The organism is Massilia sp. WG5 (assembly GCF_001412595.2).
GTDB lineage: Bacteria > Pseudomonadota > Gammaproteobacteria > Burkholderiales > Burkholderiaceae_D > Telluria.
The window spans coordinates 4,252,991-4,268,221 of record NZ_CP012640.2 but is presented as its reverse complement, the minus strand read 5'-3'; the positions used below and the strand labels follow the sequence as shown (position 1 = coordinate 4,268,221).

Sequence of the window (15,231 nt, the reverse complement as noted above, 5' to 3'; positions counted from 1 at the left end):
TTACTCCGCCCGGTAGGTGAAGGTCTTCTTGTGCGAAGCCAGGCGCAGGTCGGCATTGTTGAAGGCATCGACCTGGAGCGGCTTCTGCAGGTATTCGCGGTCCATGAACATGCGCAGGGTCACGTTGTAGGTTTCGCCGGGCTTGAGATCGCCGCGCGAGGCGATCAGCCAGCGGTTCGGACGCCGGATCAGGAACAGCGCCTCTTCCAGCGTCGGGTAGCTTTGCTGGAGACTGCCGACCACCATCACCGTGTACTGGCGGGTCAGCAGGTCGTAATGCAGGCGCACCGTGCGGCGCTTGGAAACGGCCTTGTCGTCGGTCCACCACCAGCGCGGCCGGGTCAGCTCGATCTCGGTGGTGAAATACAGGGGCACGCCATGCATCACGGCCTGTTCGAGGCCGGGCGTCAGGTCGAAGGAATAATTGGCCCGCAGGCGGTAGCCGTCGTCGGAGGCTTCGATGCCGGCGCTGGTGATCTCGATCCCCTCGGCCGCATGGGCGCCGCCGCATGCGAAGACCAGCAGCAGCTGGCAAACGAGCAGACGGAAAAATCGAGCAATCACTAGGGCCAGGCCTTAAAAAAGCGTGTTATCGGGAAGTCTCACGCCCCGGCCTTCTGGAACAGGGCATAGAACAGACCATCATGATCCTGCCCGGCACCGCTCGTTGGAAGAAGCTGGCCCGGCGCATCGAGACGGACCGCACCATGGCGCGCCGCGAAGGCGGCGGCCTGCGCTTCCGATTCCTGCGGCCAGAGCGAACATGTCACGAACAGCAATTTACCATCGGGCCGCAGCATCTGCCAAAGATTGTCGAGTATTTTGGTAGAAAGTGTTGCAAGTTGGTGGGTATCGCTCTTGCGGCGCAACCAGCGGATGTCCGGATGGCGCCGCACGATGCCGGAGGCCGTGCAGGGCACGTCGGCCAGGATGCGGTCGTACTGGCGGCCGTCCCACCAGTCGGCGTGTTCGGCCGCGCCCGTCTTGACGGTCGCCTGCAGGCCCAGGCGCTGCAGGTTCTGGTCGACCCGCGCCAGGCGGCGGCTGTCGACGTCCAGCGCGGTCAGGTCGACGTCGGCGGTTTCGAGGATGTGGCCGCTCTTGCCGCCGGGGGCGGCGCAGGCATCCAGCACGCGCATGCCGTCACGCAGGTCGAGCAGCGGTGCGGCCAGCTGGGCGCCGGCGTCCTGCACCGACGCCAGGCCCTGCTCGAAGCCGGGGATCTGCATCACGTTCATGGCCTGGGCCAGGCGCAGCGCGCTTGGCCCGACCCGCGAGGCGTCGATGCCGGCCGCGGCCAGGGTGTCCATGTAGGCGTCGACGCTGGTCTTGCGCAGGTTGACGCGCAGGGTCAGCGGCGGCTGGCGGTTGCCGGCCTGGAGGATGGCTTGCCACTGCTGCGGATAGGCGGTGCGCACGGCGTCGATCCACCACTGCGGATAATTCCAGCGCGCCAGCGGCTGCGCCAGCGCCTCGCCGAGCAGGCCGTCCTTCTCGCGCAGGAAGCGGCGCAGCACCGCGTTCACCATCGCCTTGGCGTGTGCGAAATCCGGATGCGCGGCGGCCGCGCCGACCGCCTGGTCGACCACGGTAAAGGCTTCATAAGGCGGCTGGCTGCCTTCCGGCGGATCGAGCAGGGCCAGCGCGGCGCACAACAGGGCGGCCAGCATCGGCGGTTCCGGCGGTTTGCTCGTCATCATGGCCAGCAGGGTCTCGCTGCGGCCCAGCTGGCGCATCGTGCGGTAGGCGATGTCCTGCATCGCGCCGCGCGCCTGCGGCGTCGCCTCATACGCCTGGACCACCTCGGCCAGGGCCTGCGGCAGCGCGGTCCCGTTCCACACGCGGGCCAGGCTGCTGGCCGCGCCGAGCAGCGCAAAGGCGAGCGAATCGGTTTTCAGCGCCGGCCGGTAATCGAGCTGGGCCGGGACCTTGAGCTCATGGCTCTGGCGCAGGCGCGGGGCTTCGTCGACGCTCGATGGCGCCCTGCTCTGCGGGATCGAAGCCGGCGCCGGGCGTTCCTGCGGCGCCGGACCGCGCGCGGCGCGCGGGCTGTCGTGCGCGCCCTTGCCCTGGCCGCCCTTGGCCTGCGGCCGTGCGGGGCCGGACTTGTTCTGTCCCGGACGCGCGGCCCCAGGGGTGGCCTTGGCCTTGGCCTTGGCCTTGGCCTTGGGTTTGAGGGTGAGCGTCGGGCGCTTTTCAGTCATGGCGAATCGGTCAATGCATAAAGACGCACATTGTAGCGGTTAAGCGTTGCGCAGGCTTAAACGAAGCTTTGGGGCAATGGCCGGGAACGTATTCCGCGTTGCGTCAAACCAGTATAATGACCGATGTTTGCCTGCATCCAGGCCCCAACCATTTCATTTTCGACCACATTCATGCTCGCCCAACAAAAACAAGAAATCGTTGCCCTGTTCCAGGCTGCACTGGCTCCCATCGTGGAAGGCACCGATTTGACGCCGAACATCGCGCTGGAGCGTCCGCGCGACCCGACCCATGGCGACATCGCCTGCAATATCGCCATGCAGCTGGCCAAGCCGCTGAAGACCAATCCGCGCGAGCTGGCCACCCGCCTGGTCGCCGCCCTGCAGGCCGATCCGAAGGCGCAAGGCCTGATCGCCGCCGCCGACATCGCGGGTCCCGGCTTCATCAACCTGCGCCTGGCCGACGCCGCCAAGCAGTCGGTGGCGCGCACCATCCTGCAGCAGGGCGCAGCCTACGGCCGCAGCGATGCCGGCAACGGCCACCATGTGATCATCGAATTCGTCTCCGCCAACCCGACCGGCCCGCTGCACGTCGGCCACGGCCGCCAGGCCGCGCTGGGCGATTCCATGTCCGCGCTGTTCGAAGCCCAAGGCCACAAGGTCACCCGCGAGTTCTACTACAACGACGCCGGCGTGCAGATCGCCACCCTGGCGACCTCGGTGCAGGCGCGCGCGCGCGGCTTCAAGCCGGGCGACGCCGAGTGGCCCGAGTCGGCCTACAACGGCGACTACATCCAGGACATCGCCGACGACTTCCTGGCGAAGAAGACCGTGTCGGCCAGCGACGGCCAGCCGGCCACCGCCTCCGGCGACGTGAACGACATCGAATCGATCCGCCGCTTCGCAGTCACCTACCTGCGCAACGAGCAGGACCAGGACCTGCAGGCCTTCGGGGTCAAGTTCGACAACTACTACCTCGAATCCTCGCTCTACACCGAGGGCAAGGTCGAAGCCGCGGTGCAGGCCCTGGTCGACGCCGGCGTCACCTACGAGCAGGACGGCGCCCTGTGGCTGAAGACCACCGACTACGGCGACGACAAGGACCGCGTGATGCGCAAGTCCGACGGCACCTACACCTATTTCGTGCCGGACGTCGCCTACCACATCCAGAAGTTCAAGCGCGGTTTCGACCAGGCCATCAACGTCCAGGGCAGCGACCACCACGGCACCATCGCGCGCGTGCGCGCCGGCCTGCAGGCGGTAAATATCGGTATCCCGCGCGGTTATCCTGATTATGTGCTGCACAAGATGGTCACCGTGATGAAGAACGGCGAGGAGGTCAAGATCTCCAAGCGCGCCGGCTCCTACGTGACCGTGCGCGACCTGATCGAATGGTCGGGCAACGGCGACGTCACGCGCGGCCGCGACGCCGTGCGCTTCTTCCTCATCTCGCGCAAGGCCGACACCGAGTTCGTGTTCGACGTCGACGTCGCCCTGGCCACCAACGACGAGAACCCGGTCTACTACGTGCAGTACGCCCACGCCCGCATCTGCTCGGCCCTGGCCAACTGGGGCGGCAACGAAGCCGATCTCGTCGACGCCGACCTGTCGCCGCTGACCCAGCCGCACGAAGCGAGCCTGCTGGCCAAGCTGGCCGCCTATCCGGAGATGCTGCAGCGCGCCCAGCAGGAGCTCGGGCCGCACCAGGTCGCGTTCTACCTGCGCGAACTGGCCGGCGAGCTGCACAGCTACTACTTCGCGCACAAATGGCTGCTCGACGACGACGAAGCGCTGAAGCGCGCGCGCCTGGCCCTGGCCACCGCGACCCGCCAGGTGCTGCGCAACGGCCTGGCCCTGATCGGCGTCTCGGCGCCCGAGAAGATGTAACCCTTTCATTCAACCACGCGCCCCAGCAAGCAATGACCGCTTTCCGTTCCCGTACCATCCGTGCCGTCGCGCGCCAGCGCGGCAGCACGCTCACCGGCCTGATCATCGGGCTGATCGTCGGCCTCGGCATCGCCGTCGCGGTGGCCCTGACGATCACCAAGGGCGCCTCGCCGTTTACCGACAAGGTCGCCAAGTCCGGCCGCCCGGCCGATCCGGCACCAGGCCAGGCGATGGATCCGAACAAGCCGATGTACGCCAACCGCGACGCCGCGCGCGAAGCGAACAAGGAAGTGACGGAAAAGGCGGCGGCGCGCAGCGCCAAGCCGGCCGACCCCGCCGCCGCCCCTGCTGCGCCGGCCGCACCGGCCGCATCGGCGGATCCGCTGGGCCAGGCGATCGCCAGCATGGAAGCCAAGCCGGCCGCCAAGCCGCCTGCGGCGCGTGACAGCCATCCGCTGGCGACGGCCGCTGCCGTGCCTGCCGCGGCGCCTGCCGCAAGCCCGGCCGCGCCGGCCGCCGCCGCGGGCGAGTACATCTATTACCTGCAGGCCGGCGCCTTCCGCGACATGTCGGACGCCGAGGCCACCCGCGCCAAGCTGGCCCTGCTCGGCTTCGAGGCCGCGATCAGCGACCGCACCAGCGACAGCGGCGTGCTGCACCGCGTGCGCATCGGCCCGTACAACCATGTCGAATCGATGAACAAGGCGCGCGCCAAGCTGCTCGACAGCGGCGTCGACGTCGCCATCGTGCGCAACCAGCGCTGATCCATGGCGCAGCCGCTGCGCGTATTCATCACCGGCGCGTCCAGCGGCATCGGCGCCGCACTGGCGCGCGAGTATGCGGCCAGGGGCGCCGTGCTCGGCCTTCTGGCGCGCCGGCGCGACCTGCTCGAGGCCCTGGTCGCAACCCTCCCCCATTCCGAACGCCACCGTGTCTACGCGCTGGACCTTACCGACCACGCCGCGCTGGCGGATGCGGCGCGCGACTTCATCGATGCGAACGGCGGCGCCGACGTCGTGATCGCCTCGGCCGGCATCTCGCACGGCACCCTGACCGAGCGCCCCGAAGACCTGCCCCTGTTCGACGCCGTGTTCGCCACCAACGTGAACGCCGTCATCGCCACCTTCGCGCCCTTCATCGGCGCGATGAAAGCGCAGCCCGGGGCGCGGCGCCTGGTGGCGATCGGCAGCGTGGCCGGTATCCGGGGCATGAAAGGCGCCGGCGCCTATTGCGCCTCGAAGGCGGCGGTGCACAGCTATTGCGAATCGCTGCGCCTGGAGATGCGCCCCTACGGCATCCGGGTCGTGACCATCGCGCCCGGCTATATCGATACACCCATGACCAGCAATAACCGATTTCCCATGCCCTTCCTGATGCCGGCCGAGCGCTTCGCGGCCCGCGCCGTCGACGCCATCGGCGCCGGCGCGAGCTTCCGCGTGATCCCCTGGCAGATGGGCCTCGTCGCCGGCCTGCTGCGCGTACTGCCGAACTTCGTCTTCGATGCGCTATTCGCGCGTGCGCCGCAGAAGGCCAGAAAGGAGGCTGCATGAACGCCGGGCACATCATGTCGCTGTCGTCTTCCGGCATTGCCGTCGAAGTGGTGCCTGAAACCGGCTCGACCAATGCCGACCTGCTGGCCCGCGCGCCCGCGCTGGCGGCGCCGGTGCTGCTGGCCGCCGAGCACCAGACCGCGGGACGCGGGCGCGCCGGACGCAGCTGGCTTTCGAGCCCCGGCCACTCCCTCACCTTTTCGCTGGCCTGGAAATTCGGCGGCGGCCTGCAAAAGCTGACCGGCCTGCCGCTGGCGGTCGGCGCCGCGCTGGCCGAAACCCTGGGCCGGCTCGGCCAGCCGGTACAGCTGAAGTGGCCGAACGACGTGCTGAAGGATGGCGACAAGCTGGCCGGCATCCTCGTGGAGACGGCGTCCGCCGCTGACGGCGGCGTGTGGACCGTGATCGGCATCGGCCTGAACCTGGTCATGCCGGACGAACTGGAACAGCAGATCGGCCGCTCGGTGGCCGCCGTGCCCTGGCTGGCGCGCATGGAGCGCGACACCCTGCTGGCCGCGCTGCTGGACGGCCTGGCCGACGCCCTGCGCCTGTTCGACCAGGCCGGCTTCGGCGCCTTCAGCGCGCGCTGGAACCTGCTGCATGGCTGGCAGGGCCAGCTGGTCACCATCCTCGACCGCGGCGAGATCCTGCACGAAGGCCTGGCCGCCGGGGTCGACGACGCCGGCCGCCTGCTGCTGGATACGGAAGGCGGCCGCATCGCCATCGTCGCCGGCGACGTCTCGCTGCGCATCAAGGGCTGAGGTGGGCGCATGACGATGCTGCTGGTCGATGCAGGCAATACCCGGATCAAGTGGGCCCTCGCGCAGGACGGCGCGGCGCCGGGCGACTGGCTCGCCCACGGCGCCGTGCTGCATGACAAAGTCGACAGCCTGCGGTCCGCCTGGGCCGGCCACGGCGTCACGCGCGCGATCGTCTCGAACGTGGCCGGCGCCGCCATGCACGAGCGCCTGGCGCGGCTGCTGTTACGGTTGCGGATCGCGAAACTCGAATGGTTCAGGGCCCAGGCCGAGCTGGCCGGGCTGCGCAACCGCTACCGCAACCCGACCCAGCTGGGCGCGGACCGCTTCGCCGCCGCACTGGGCGCACGCGCGCTGGCGCCCGGCAAGGCCCTGGTGGTCGCCACCTGCGGCACCGCGACCACCGTGGACGCCGTGTCGGGCGAGGGCGAATTCCTGGGCGGGATGATCCTGCCCGGCCTGGGCCTGATGCTGGAGTCGCTCGCGCGCGGCACCGCCCAGTTGCCCGCCGCCAGCGCGGAAGCAGTCCTGCCCCCGGCCTTCGCCGACAACACGCTGGATGCGATCCGCTCCGGCTGCATCTCGGCCCAGGCGGGCGCCATCGAGCGCGCCGTAGCAAGCCTGCCGGCGGAGCTGTGCATCGTCTCGGGCGGTGCGGCCGGCCATGTGGCGCCGGCTTTGTCGGTGCCGTACCGGATGCAGGATAATATCGTGCTGGTCGGCCTGCATGCGGCCGCCATCGCGTCCACCACACCATAGGAAAACGCCGTGTTGAGATTCGTCTTCTGGTCGCTGCTGTTCCTGAACGCCGCCCTGTTCGCCTATGCCCAGGTCTTCCTCGGCGCCAGCAAGGGGAGCGAAGAAGAGCGCGCGCGCATCAAGCCGCAACTGGAAGCCGCCAGACTGACCCTGCTGACCAACGAGCAGGCCGAAGCCGCGAAGGCGGTAGCGACGCCTGCGGCTGCGGCCGAACCGGCCAGCGCGCCGGCCGCGGCGTCCGGACAGGCAAGCGCAGCGGCGGTGCCGGCGGCCGCGCCGGCGAAGCCGCTGCTTTGCATCGATGTCGGCACCTTCAGCGCCGGCGAGGCGAAGCGCTTCGAGTCGCGCCTGGCCGCGCTCGACCTGGGCGAGCGGCAATCCCGCCAGGCCGTGCAAGCCCAGGACGTGACCAGCTACCTGGTGAATATTCCGCCGCAAGGCAGCAAGGAAGCGGCCGACCGCAAGGCCGGCGAACTACGCAACCTGGGCCTCACCAATTTCTTCATCATGCAGGGGGAGTCGCCGCTGAAGTGGGCGATCTCGCTGGGCGTGTTCAAGACCGAGAGCGGGGCCCAGACCCTGCTGGCGCAGCTGAACAAGCAGGGCGTGCACACCGCCCGCATCACGCCGCGTGGACCGCAAGCTACACGCTACGTCTACCGCTTCCGCGATATCGAAGCGGATACGCGCGAGCGGGTCGTGGCGGCGGCGGATGCGGTGTCGGATGCGGAGACGAAGAACTGCCGGTAAGCGGCTAACGATGTGCCGGCGTCACGCGTGGGCACGTGGTGCCCACGCTTCGTCAGCGGCGCACGACGATCGGTTTCAGCCCCAGCGACTTCGGCAAGGAACGCGCCGCTTCCTGCGCCATCGCGCGGGTCTCGAAAGGACCGCTGTAGAGGCGGTTGACGGATCCCGAGCGCACCACGTCGATTGCCTGCGACACGCCGGACTTCTTCAGCGCCTCGCTCATCTCTTCCGCCTTGCCCTCGCGGCCGTAGGCGCCCAATTGCAGGTAGTAGCCGGACTTGAGGCTTGTGCTCCCGTCCGCCCGCGATGGCGATTCGGGACGCGCCACGGCGGCGCTGTCCATCGCAACCCGGTCTTCCAGCATCAGGGCCGCGATCTCGGCCGGCGCCGGCGCGGCCTGCGCGGCCGAGGTGGCGGCGCGGCGCACGGTCGCGACGCGGGTCGGGTCGTCCGGGAACAGGCGCTCGACCTCGACCTGGTGGCTGCCCTTGCCCAGCAAGCCGAGCTTCAGCGCCGCCGTGTACGAGACGTCGACGATGCGGTCCGAATGGAAGGGACCACGGTCGTTGATGCGCACCACCACCGACTTGCCGGTTTCCATGCTGGTGATGCGGGCATAGGACGGGATCGGCAGCGTCGGATGCGCGGCCGTCATCTTGTACATGTCGTAGGGCTCGCCCGACGAGGTGCGCTGGCCGTGGAACTTCACGCCATACCAGCTGGCCACGCCGCGCTGGCTGAAGGGTTCGTCGTTGATCAGCGGGACGTAGGTCTGGCCGAATACCGAGTATGGCTTGTTGGCGAACTTGGCGTACGGTTCGTACTTGACGACCGCATCGGGCATGTCGCGCAAGCCGGCCGGCGGATTGTCGCCGGGGCCGTCGTCCTGGTAATAGCCCCCGCGGCCGGAACCGGCTGCGGGCAACCTGGGGAGGTCGGTATCGATCTTGCCGTTCCGGGTTGCCACCTTGTGTTTCCAGGGCAGCGGAATCAGGCTCTTGTGTTCGCCATTCTCGGTCGTACTGCAGCCGGTGATCAGCGTTGCAGATGCTAACGCAATGACCGCTGGCAAACACCGGCCTCGTACTGCGCGAACGGTCGTTGCGTTCTCTTTCATGTCAGGTCTGCACCAGTTTGCGGTGTCTTTGAATACTCATCAATATACCACTGCAGAGCCCCAAAGTAGTCAACGCAGTTCCGCCATAGCTCATGAAAGGAAGTGGAACTCCGACCACGGGAAGGATCCCGCTGACCATACCCATGTTAATGAAACAATAAGTAAAGAACATCATCGAGACCGCGCCCGCCAGCAGGCGTGTGAACAGATTCGGGGCATTCGCAGCGATCATCATGCTGCGCCCGATGAGCAGAAGATACAAGAACAGTAACACCAAGTTACCGATCAGGCCGAATTCTTCCGAATACACCGAAAAGATGAAGTCGGTGGTGCGTTCGGGGATGAATTCGAGATAGGCCTGGGTGCCGTGCATGTAGCCCTTGCCGCTCACGCCGCCGGAACCGATCGCGATGGTCGACTGGATGATGTGGAAGCCCTTGCCCAGCGGGTCCGAGGTCGGATCGATCAGTGTCATCACGCGATCGCGCTGGTAGTCGTGCATCATCGACCATGCCACCGGCAGGGCCGCGCAACCGCTCGCGAACAGGGCCAGCAGGGCCTTCCACGACAGGCCGGCCAGGAAGATCACATAGAAGCCGGAAGCGCCCACCAGCAGCGCGGTGCCGAGGTCGGGCTGCTTGGCGATCAGGCCGAAGGGGACCAGCAGCAGGACCGCGGCGACGATGAAGTTCTGCCATCGCATGAAGCCGGCGCGGCTCTGGAAATACCAGGCCAGCATCAGCGGCGTGGCGATCTTGAGGATCTCGGACGGCTGGATGTCGACGCCCACGTGCAGCCAGCGCCGCGCGCCCTTCTTGATGGTGCCGAACAGCGCCACCGCGACCAGCAGCGTGACGCCGAAGGTATAGATCGGCACGGCCAGCCGCAGCAGCATCTGCGGCGGAATATTGGCGGCGATCCACATCACGGTGAAGGACAGCAGGATGTTGCGCATCTGCCCTTCCATGCGGCCCGGGAAGTCGTGGCCGGCCGAGCTCATGGTCAGTGTGCCGACCGAGAACAGCAGGAACAGGATCAAGGCCAGCGGGCCGTCGAACACCAGGAGATAGGGTTTGAGGCGCCGGCTCAGCGAGCGCCGCTCGGGAATATGTGCTGGCATCGCTTACTCCTTGTTGCCAGGGGTTTCACCGCCCGGCGGCTTGGGCAGGCCGGCGTTAGGGCCGAAGGATTCTTCGGGAACCGCCAGGTCTTCCTTCGGTACCGCCGGCTTGGCCTTGTCGCCCGGACGCTTGCCCAGCAGGTAGTAGTCGAGCGCCTTGCGCGCGATCGGCGCGGCATAGCTGGCGCCGAAGCCGGCGTTCTCGACCACCATCGCGATCGCGATCCGCGGCTTGTCGGCCGGCGCGAAGGCCGTGAACAGCGCGTTGTCGCGCAGGCGTTCCGGCGTGACGTTATGGTTGTACTTGGCGCCCTTCAGGCCGACCACCTGGGCGGTGCCGGTCTTGCCGCCGGCGATGTAGCCGGCGTTCTGGAAGGCCCGGAAGCCGGTGCCGCTCTGGTCCTGCGTCACGCCCACCATGGCGTGCTTGATGATCTCGATGTTTTCCTGCTTCAGCGGGATGCGGCCGGATTCCTTCGGCACGGTCAGGGTGCGCTGCTTGGTACCGCCGTCCTCCAGGATCTTGACCAGGTGCGGCTTCATGATCACGCCGTTGTTCGCCAGGGTCGCCACCGCATGCGCCAGCTGCAGCATGGTGTAGCTGTTGAAGCCCTGGCCGATGCTGATCGAGATCGTGTCGCCGCCGACCCATTTCTGGGCTGCGCGGTTGCGCTTGAAGCGCTCGCGCTTCCATTCCTGCGAAGGCAGCACACCCGCTTTTTCGTGCTCGAGGTCGATTCCGGTCGGCGAGCCGAAACCGAACTGCTTCATGAAGCCGCTGATCGCATCGATGCCCATGTCGTTGCCGAGCTGGTAGTAATAGGTGTCGCAGGACATCACGATCGAACGGTACATGTCGATGTAGCCGTGGCCGCCGGGCTTGTCGTCGTTGAAGCGGTGGCCGCCGAGCATGAAGAAGCCCGGATCGCTGATGCCCTGCTCCGGACGGCGCTTGCCCATCTCCAGCGCCGCCAGGGCCATGAAGGGCTTGAAGGTCGAGCCGGGCGGATAGGTGCCGGACAGCGGACGGTTCATCAGCGGGCGGTCGAGCGAGGTATTCAGTTCGTTCCAGCTCTGGCTGTCGATGCCGTCGACGAACAGGTTGGGGTCGAAGCCCGGCCGCGACACGTAGGCCAGCACGTCGCCGGTCTCGGGTTCGATCGCGACCAGTGCGCCGCGGAAGTCGCCGAAGGCTTCCTCGATCACCTTCTGCAGCTCGATGTCGATCGACAGGATCAGGTTCGAGCCCGGCACCGGCGCCGTACGCGACAGCGTGCGGATCGCGCGGCCGCCGGCCGAGCGCTCGACTTCCTCATAGCCGGTCTGGCCATGCAGCTGGTGTTCGTAGCTCTTCTCCAGGCCTTCCTTGCCGATGTGGTCGGTGCCATTGTAGTTGGCGGCATCCTCGCTGTCCTCGATCGCCTTGGCTTCGCGCTGGTTGATGCGGCCGATGAAGCCCAGCACGTGCGAGGCGATCTCGCCCAGCGGGTACTGGCGGAACAGGCGCGCCTGCACCTCGACGCCGGGGAAGCGGAAGCGCTGCGCGGTGAAGCGCGCGACCTCGTCGTCGGTCAGGCGGGTGCGGATCGGCACGCTGGCGAAGTTCTTCGACTCTTCCAGCAGGCGCTTGAAGCGCTTGCGATCCTTGGGCTCGATCGTCACCAGCTTGGCCAGCTCGTCGATCACGGAGTCGAGGTTGGCTTCCAGCTTGGAGGGCGTGATCTCGAGCGTGTAGGCCGAGTAGTTGCTGGCCAGGACCACGCCGTTGCGGTCGAGGATCAGGCCGCGGTTGGGCACGATCGGCACCAGGGCGATGCGGTTGTCCTCGGCCTGCGCCATGTACTGGTTGTGCTTGACCACCTGCAGCCACACGAAGCGGGCCACCAGCAGGCCGAAGCAGATGAACACCAGCACCACCAGCGCCGAGAGGCGCATGCGGAAATGGTGGATCTCGCGATCGTTGTCTTTAATCTCTGTCATTCAAAAATGATTCATACGAAACGTATCGGGGGCCTCGAAAACCGTCGCGAGCGGCCGCAGATTCGGCCGAGAAGCGCAGCCGTATTTACGGTACGGCCGGTCCGCCGTAGCGGAGCATCGCAGGCCGAATCTGCAACGCACAGCAGGTTTGCGAGGTCCTCATCAGATTGGACGGGTATGGTCCTTGTCGACCGCACGCCGTTGCGGCGCCAGCAGCAGCCAGGTGATGGCCGGCCACAGGGCCACCGCGATCACGCTCTCGATGAAGTGCAGCCAGCCCGGGAAGCGTCCGGTGACGGCGAAGCGCACCATCACCTGGATCGCCTGCGTCATCAAGAGCAGCGGGAACACGTGCATCGCCTGCGTCACCAGCGGGAACCACAGCACGCGGCGGTGAATCATGATCGCCAGGTAGGACAGCAGCGTGTAGGCCAGCGCGTTCTCGCCGAGCAGCGTGGCGTCGTGCACGTCCATCAGCAGGCCCATCGAGAAGGCGATGCCGATGCCGACCTTGCGCGGCTGGTGGATACCCCAGAAGACCAACACCAGCGCCACGAAATCCGGCGCGCCGACCCAGCGTCCCCAGGGCATCAGGTTGAGCATGAAGGCGCAGATCAGGCTGAAGGCGATGAACAGCGGGCTGACCGGCAGCAGGATGTAGTGCGGACGGTTCGGCATTATGCGCCCTCCCCGGTCCGGGCCGCAGCCGGCTGACGTGCGGCGGCGGGCGCCCCGGCGGCCGGGTTACGCGGGGCGGCCGGCGCGGCGCCGGTCGTGGTCGTGGGCGGCGTGGCGCGCGCCGGCGCGGCCTTACGGTTCGGAGCCGGCGCGGCAGTTGCCGGCGCTGCAGCCGGTGTCGTAGCCGGTGTCGTGGCCGGCTGCGTGCCGGCGGCTGCCGGGACGCCGTTGGCGGCGGCGGCCGGCTGCTGGGCCGGCGGCAGCGGTTGCGGCGCCAGCGGCGGCAGCGGGATCGGTTCCATCTTCGGCAGGTTGCGGCGCGAGGTGTTGTTGCCGTTGCTCTTCGGGGCTTCCGCCGGCGGGCGCGGCTGCGCCGGCTCGTCGGACATCACGATCAGCAGCTGGCGGTGGCGGTCGATGCCGGCCAGCGGCTGGCACACCACGCGTCCGAAGGCGCCCTGGGCCACGCTTTCCACCTGGACGACCTTGGCCACCGCCAGGCCGGCCGGGTACATGCCGTCCAGGCCGGAGGTGACCAGCACGTCGCCGACCTGGATGTCGGCGTTCGGCGCCACGAAGCGCAGGTCCAGCATGCCGGACTGGCCGCGGCCATAGGCGACGCTGCGCAGGCCGTTCCTCAGCACCTGCACCGGAATCGCCTGCTCCTTGTCGGTCAGCAGCGTGACTTCGGCGGTGAACGGGAACACGCGCGTGACCTGGCCGACCACGCCGGCGTTATCGATCACGGGCAGGCCGAGCTTGACGCCGCTGCGCATGCCGCGGTCGAGCACCACGCGGCGGGTCGACGGGTCGCGCGCATCGTACAGGATCTCGCTCATCATCGAACGCACCGGCAGATGTTCGCGCGCATCCATCAGCTTGCGCAGGTGCCCGTTCTCGGCCATCTGGAGCTGGGCCTGCTGCATGGCCTGGGCCATTGCCACCTGCTGGCTCTTCAGGTCGCGGACTTCCTTCTGCAAGGCGGAGATCGAGGAGAAATAGCTGCCCATGTTGCTCATCGCATCGCGCGGCATCAGGGCGACCATCTGGAAAGGATAAAGGACCGTGGCCGCGACCTGGCGCACCGCGGTGAGCGCATGAAACCGCGCGTCGACGACAAGCAGTGCGATCGAGACGAGAGCGAACACCGTCACCTTGACCCTGGCGGGAGCGCCTTGCTTGAAGAGCGGCGGAGGACTGTATTCCATGACTTCCAATAATGAGGGCGGCCGTCAGAGAGGCCGGGCGCCGACGTGAAGACACACTACCATGACGAATGCAGAAAACGCGGACAGGCCACGCGCAAGCGCGTCGCCTGTCCGCGTCAGGAGCCGATCATTCGTAGGAGAAGATCGAGCCCAGCTTGTCCATGCGCTCGAGCGCCATGCCCGAACCGCGCACCACGCAGGTCAGCGGGTCTTCCGCGACCAGCACCGGCAGGCCGGTTTCTTCCATCAACAGGCGGTCGAGGTCGCGCAGCAGCGCGCCGCCGCCGGTCAGCATCATGCCCTTCTCGGCGATGTCGGCGCCCAGCTCGGGCGGGGCCATCTCGAGCGCGTTCTTGACGGCCGAGACGATGTTGTTCAGCGGGTCGGTCAGGGCTTCCAGGATCTCGTTGCTCGAGATCGTGAAGGAACGCGGAATGCCTTCCGACAGGTTGCGGCCCTTGACTTCCATTTCCTTGACTTCGGAACCCGGGAAGGCCGAACCGATGGCTTTCTTGATCGACTCGGCGGTCTGCTCGCCGATCAGCATGCCGTAGTTGCGGCGGATGTAGTTGACGATCGCCTCGTCGAACTTGTCGCCGCCCACGCGCACCGAGCCCTTGTAGACCATGCCGCCCAGCGAGATGATGCCGACTTCGGTGGTGCCGCCGCCGATGTCGACGACCATCGAACCGGTCGCTTCCGATACCGGCAGGCCGGCGCCGATCGCGGCCGCCATCGGCTCTTCGATCAGGTAGACCTGGCGGGCGCCGGCGCCCAGCGCGGATTCACGGATCGCACGGCGCTCGACCTGGGTCGAACCGCAGGGAACGCAGATGATGATGCGCGGCGACGGGCGCAGGAATTTCGAGTCGTGCACCATGCGGATGAACTGCTTCAGCATCTGCTCGGTGACGGTGAAGTCGGCGATCACGCCATCCTTCATCGGACGGATCGCTTCGATGTTGCCCGGCACCTTGCCCAGCATCTGCTTCGCTTCCTTGCCGACCGCCTGGATCGTCTTCTTGCCGTTCGGCCCGCCTTCCTGGCGGATCGCGACCACCGACGGCTCATCCAGGACGATGCCCTGGCCGCGGACGTAGATCAGGGTATTTGCGGTACCCAGGTCGATCGCCAGATCGTTCGAAAATAACTGCGTAACAAAACCAAACATGTGTGTCCTGATGCGCATCGTAGTGCGCCTAAAGCGGACCCCGGTGACCGGG

At 67.3% G+C, this 15,231-nt stretch carries 14 protein-coding genes; 6 read left to right on the top strand and 8 right to left on the bottom strand.

Annotated features, from left to right (window positions below; all coding sequences use genetic code 11):
• Positions 1-564 carry a DUF4390 domain-containing protein gene (locus AM586_RS19040; protein ID WP_109370488.1) on the bottom strand — a complete coding sequence of 188 codons (564 nt, stop codon included), beginning with the start codon at positions 562-564 and terminating at the stop codon, positions 1-3.
• Between the two features lie 38 nt (positions 565-602).
• Positions 603-2,204 carry a 16S rRNA (cytosine(967)-C(5))-methyltransferase RsmB gene (gene rsmB / locus AM586_RS19035; RefSeq protein WP_082439403.1) on the bottom strand — a complete coding sequence of 534 codons (1,602 nt, stop codon included), beginning with the start codon at positions 2,202-2,204 and terminating at the stop codon, positions 603-605.
• Positions 2,205-2,375: 171 nt separating this feature from the next.
• Here rsmB and argS point away from each other — a divergent pair, with 171 nt between their 5' ends.
• The 6 genes from argS to AM586_RS19005 are packed head-to-tail and all read left to right on the top strand — an operon-like array spanning position 2,376 to position 7,905.
• On the top strand, positions 2,376-4,088 hold the full coding sequence (gene argS, locus AM586_RS19030; protein ID WP_047827045.1) for an arginine--tRNA ligase: 1,713 nt from the start codon (positions 2,376-2,378) through the stop codon (positions 4,086-4,088).
• Between the two features lie 32 nt (positions 4,089-4,120).
• The gene (locus AM586_RS19025; protein WP_047827034.1) at positions 4,121-4,852 is read left to right on the top strand and encodes an SPOR domain-containing protein; all 732 of its coding nucleotides are present in this window, start codon (positions 4,121-4,123) and stop codon (positions 4,850-4,852) included.
• A 3-nt stretch (positions 4,853-4,855) separates the two neighbouring features.
• Positions 4,856-5,638 (top strand): SDR family oxidoreductase, encoded by a 783-nt coding sequence (locus AM586_RS19020; RefSeq protein WP_047827033.1) that lies wholly within the window; start codon positions 4,856-4,858, stop codon positions 5,636-5,638.
• On the top strand, positions 5,635-6,399 hold the full coding sequence (locus AM586_RS19015; RefSeq protein ID WP_047827032.1) for a biotin--[acetyl-CoA-carboxylase] ligase: 765 nt from the start codon (positions 5,635-5,637) through the stop codon (positions 6,397-6,399). Before AM586_RS19020 ends, AM586_RS19015 begins: the two co-directional genes overlap by 4 nt.
• A 15-nt stretch (positions 6,400-6,414) precedes the next feature.
• Complete coding sequence (locus tag AM586_RS19010; protein WP_047827044.1) at positions 6,415-7,155, top strand: type III pantothenate kinase; 741 nt, start codon at positions 6,415-6,417, stop codon at positions 7,153-7,155.
• 9 nt (positions 7,156-7,164) lie between these two features.
• A complete protein-coding gene (locus tag AM586_RS19005) occupies positions 7,165-7,905 on the top strand; it encodes an SPOR domain-containing protein (RefSeq protein ID WP_047827031.1) in 741 nt (246 codons plus the stop codon).
• A gap of 52 nt (positions 7,906-7,957) precedes the next feature.
• On the opposite strand, the gene AM586_RS19000 is transcribed toward AM586_RS19005, so the two are convergent.
• From AM586_RS19000 to AM586_RS18975, 6 genes are all read right to left on the bottom strand, one after another.
• Positions 7,958-8,872, bottom strand: coding sequence for a septal ring lytic transglycosylase RlpA family protein (locus tag AM586_RS19000; RefSeq protein ID WP_229411301.1), 915 nt, complete (start codon positions 8,870-8,872; stop codon positions 7,958-7,960).
• Between the two features lie 151 nt (positions 8,873-9,023).
• Entirely contained in the window at positions 9,024-10,142 is a 1,119-nt protein-coding gene (gene rodA, locus AM586_RS18995) for a rod shape-determining protein RodA (protein WP_047827029.1), read from the bottom strand.
• Positions 10,143-10,145: 3 nt separating this feature from the next.
• Positions 10,146-12,122: a penicillin-binding protein 2 gene (gene mrdA / locus AM586_RS18990; RefSeq protein ID WP_047827028.1), complete on the bottom strand. Its 1,977-nt coding sequence runs from the start codon at positions 12,120-12,122 to the stop codon at positions 10,146-10,148.
• A gap of 162 nt (positions 12,123-12,284) precedes the next feature.
• Positions 12,285-12,800: a rod shape-determining protein MreD gene (gene mreD, locus AM586_RS18985; protein WP_047827027.1), complete on the bottom strand. Its 516-nt coding sequence runs from the start codon at positions 12,798-12,800 to the stop codon at positions 12,285-12,287.
• Positions 12,800-14,008: a rod shape-determining protein MreC gene (gene mreC, locus AM586_RS18980; protein ID WP_060566690.1), complete on the bottom strand. Its 1,209-nt coding sequence runs from the start codon at positions 14,006-14,008 to the stop codon at positions 12,800-12,802. The genes mreD and mreC overlap by 1 nt, the downstream gene beginning before the upstream one ends.
• Positions 14,009-14,135: 127 nt before the next feature.
• Complete coding sequence (locus tag AM586_RS18975) at positions 14,136-15,179, bottom strand: rod shape-determining protein (protein ID WP_047827025.1); 1,044 nt, start codon at positions 15,177-15,179, stop codon at positions 14,136-14,138.
• Positions 15,180-15,231 lie beyond the last annotated feature (52 nt).

Coding starts and splice junctions, on each gene's coding strand:
- rsmB (WP_082439403.1), bottom strand. CDS start 2,204: ATGACTGAAAAGCGCCCGACGCTCACCCTCAAACCCAAGGCCAAGGCC.
- argS (WP_047827045.1), top strand. CDS start 2,376: ATGCTCGCCCAACAAAAACAAGAAATCGTTGCCCTGTTCCAGGCTGCA.
- AM586_RS19025 (WP_047827034.1), top strand. CDS start 4,121: ATGACCGCTTTCCGTTCCCGTACCATCCGTGCCGTCGCGCGCCAGCGC.
- AM586_RS19020 (WP_047827033.1), top strand. CDS start 4,856: ATGGCGCAGCCGCTGCGCGTATTCATCACCGGCGCGTCCAGCGGCATC.
- AM586_RS19015 (WP_047827032.1), top strand. CDS start 5,635: ATGAACGCCGGGCACATCATGTCGCTGTCGTCTTCCGGCATTGCCGTC.
- AM586_RS19010 (WP_047827044.1), top strand. CDS start 6,415: ATGCTGCTGGTCGATGCAGGCAATACCCGGATCAAGTGGGCCCTCGCG.
- rodA (WP_047827029.1), bottom strand. CDS start 10,142: ATGCCAGCACATATTCCCGAGCGGCGCTCGCTGAGCCGGCGCCTCAAA.
- mrdA (WP_047827028.1), bottom strand. CDS start 12,122: ATGACAGAGATTAAAGACAACGATCGCGAGATCCACCATTTCCGCATG.
- mreD (WP_047827027.1), bottom strand. CDS start 12,800: ATGCCGAACCGTCCGCACTACATCCTGCTGCCGGTCAGCCCGCTGTTC.
- mreC (WP_060566690.1), bottom strand. CDS start 14,008: ATGGAATACAGTCCTCCGCCGCTCTTCAAGCAAGGCGCTCCCGCCAGG.
- AM586_RS18975 (WP_047827025.1), bottom strand. CDS start 15,179: ATGTTTGGTTTTGTTACGCAGTTATTTTCGAACGATCTGGCGATCGAC.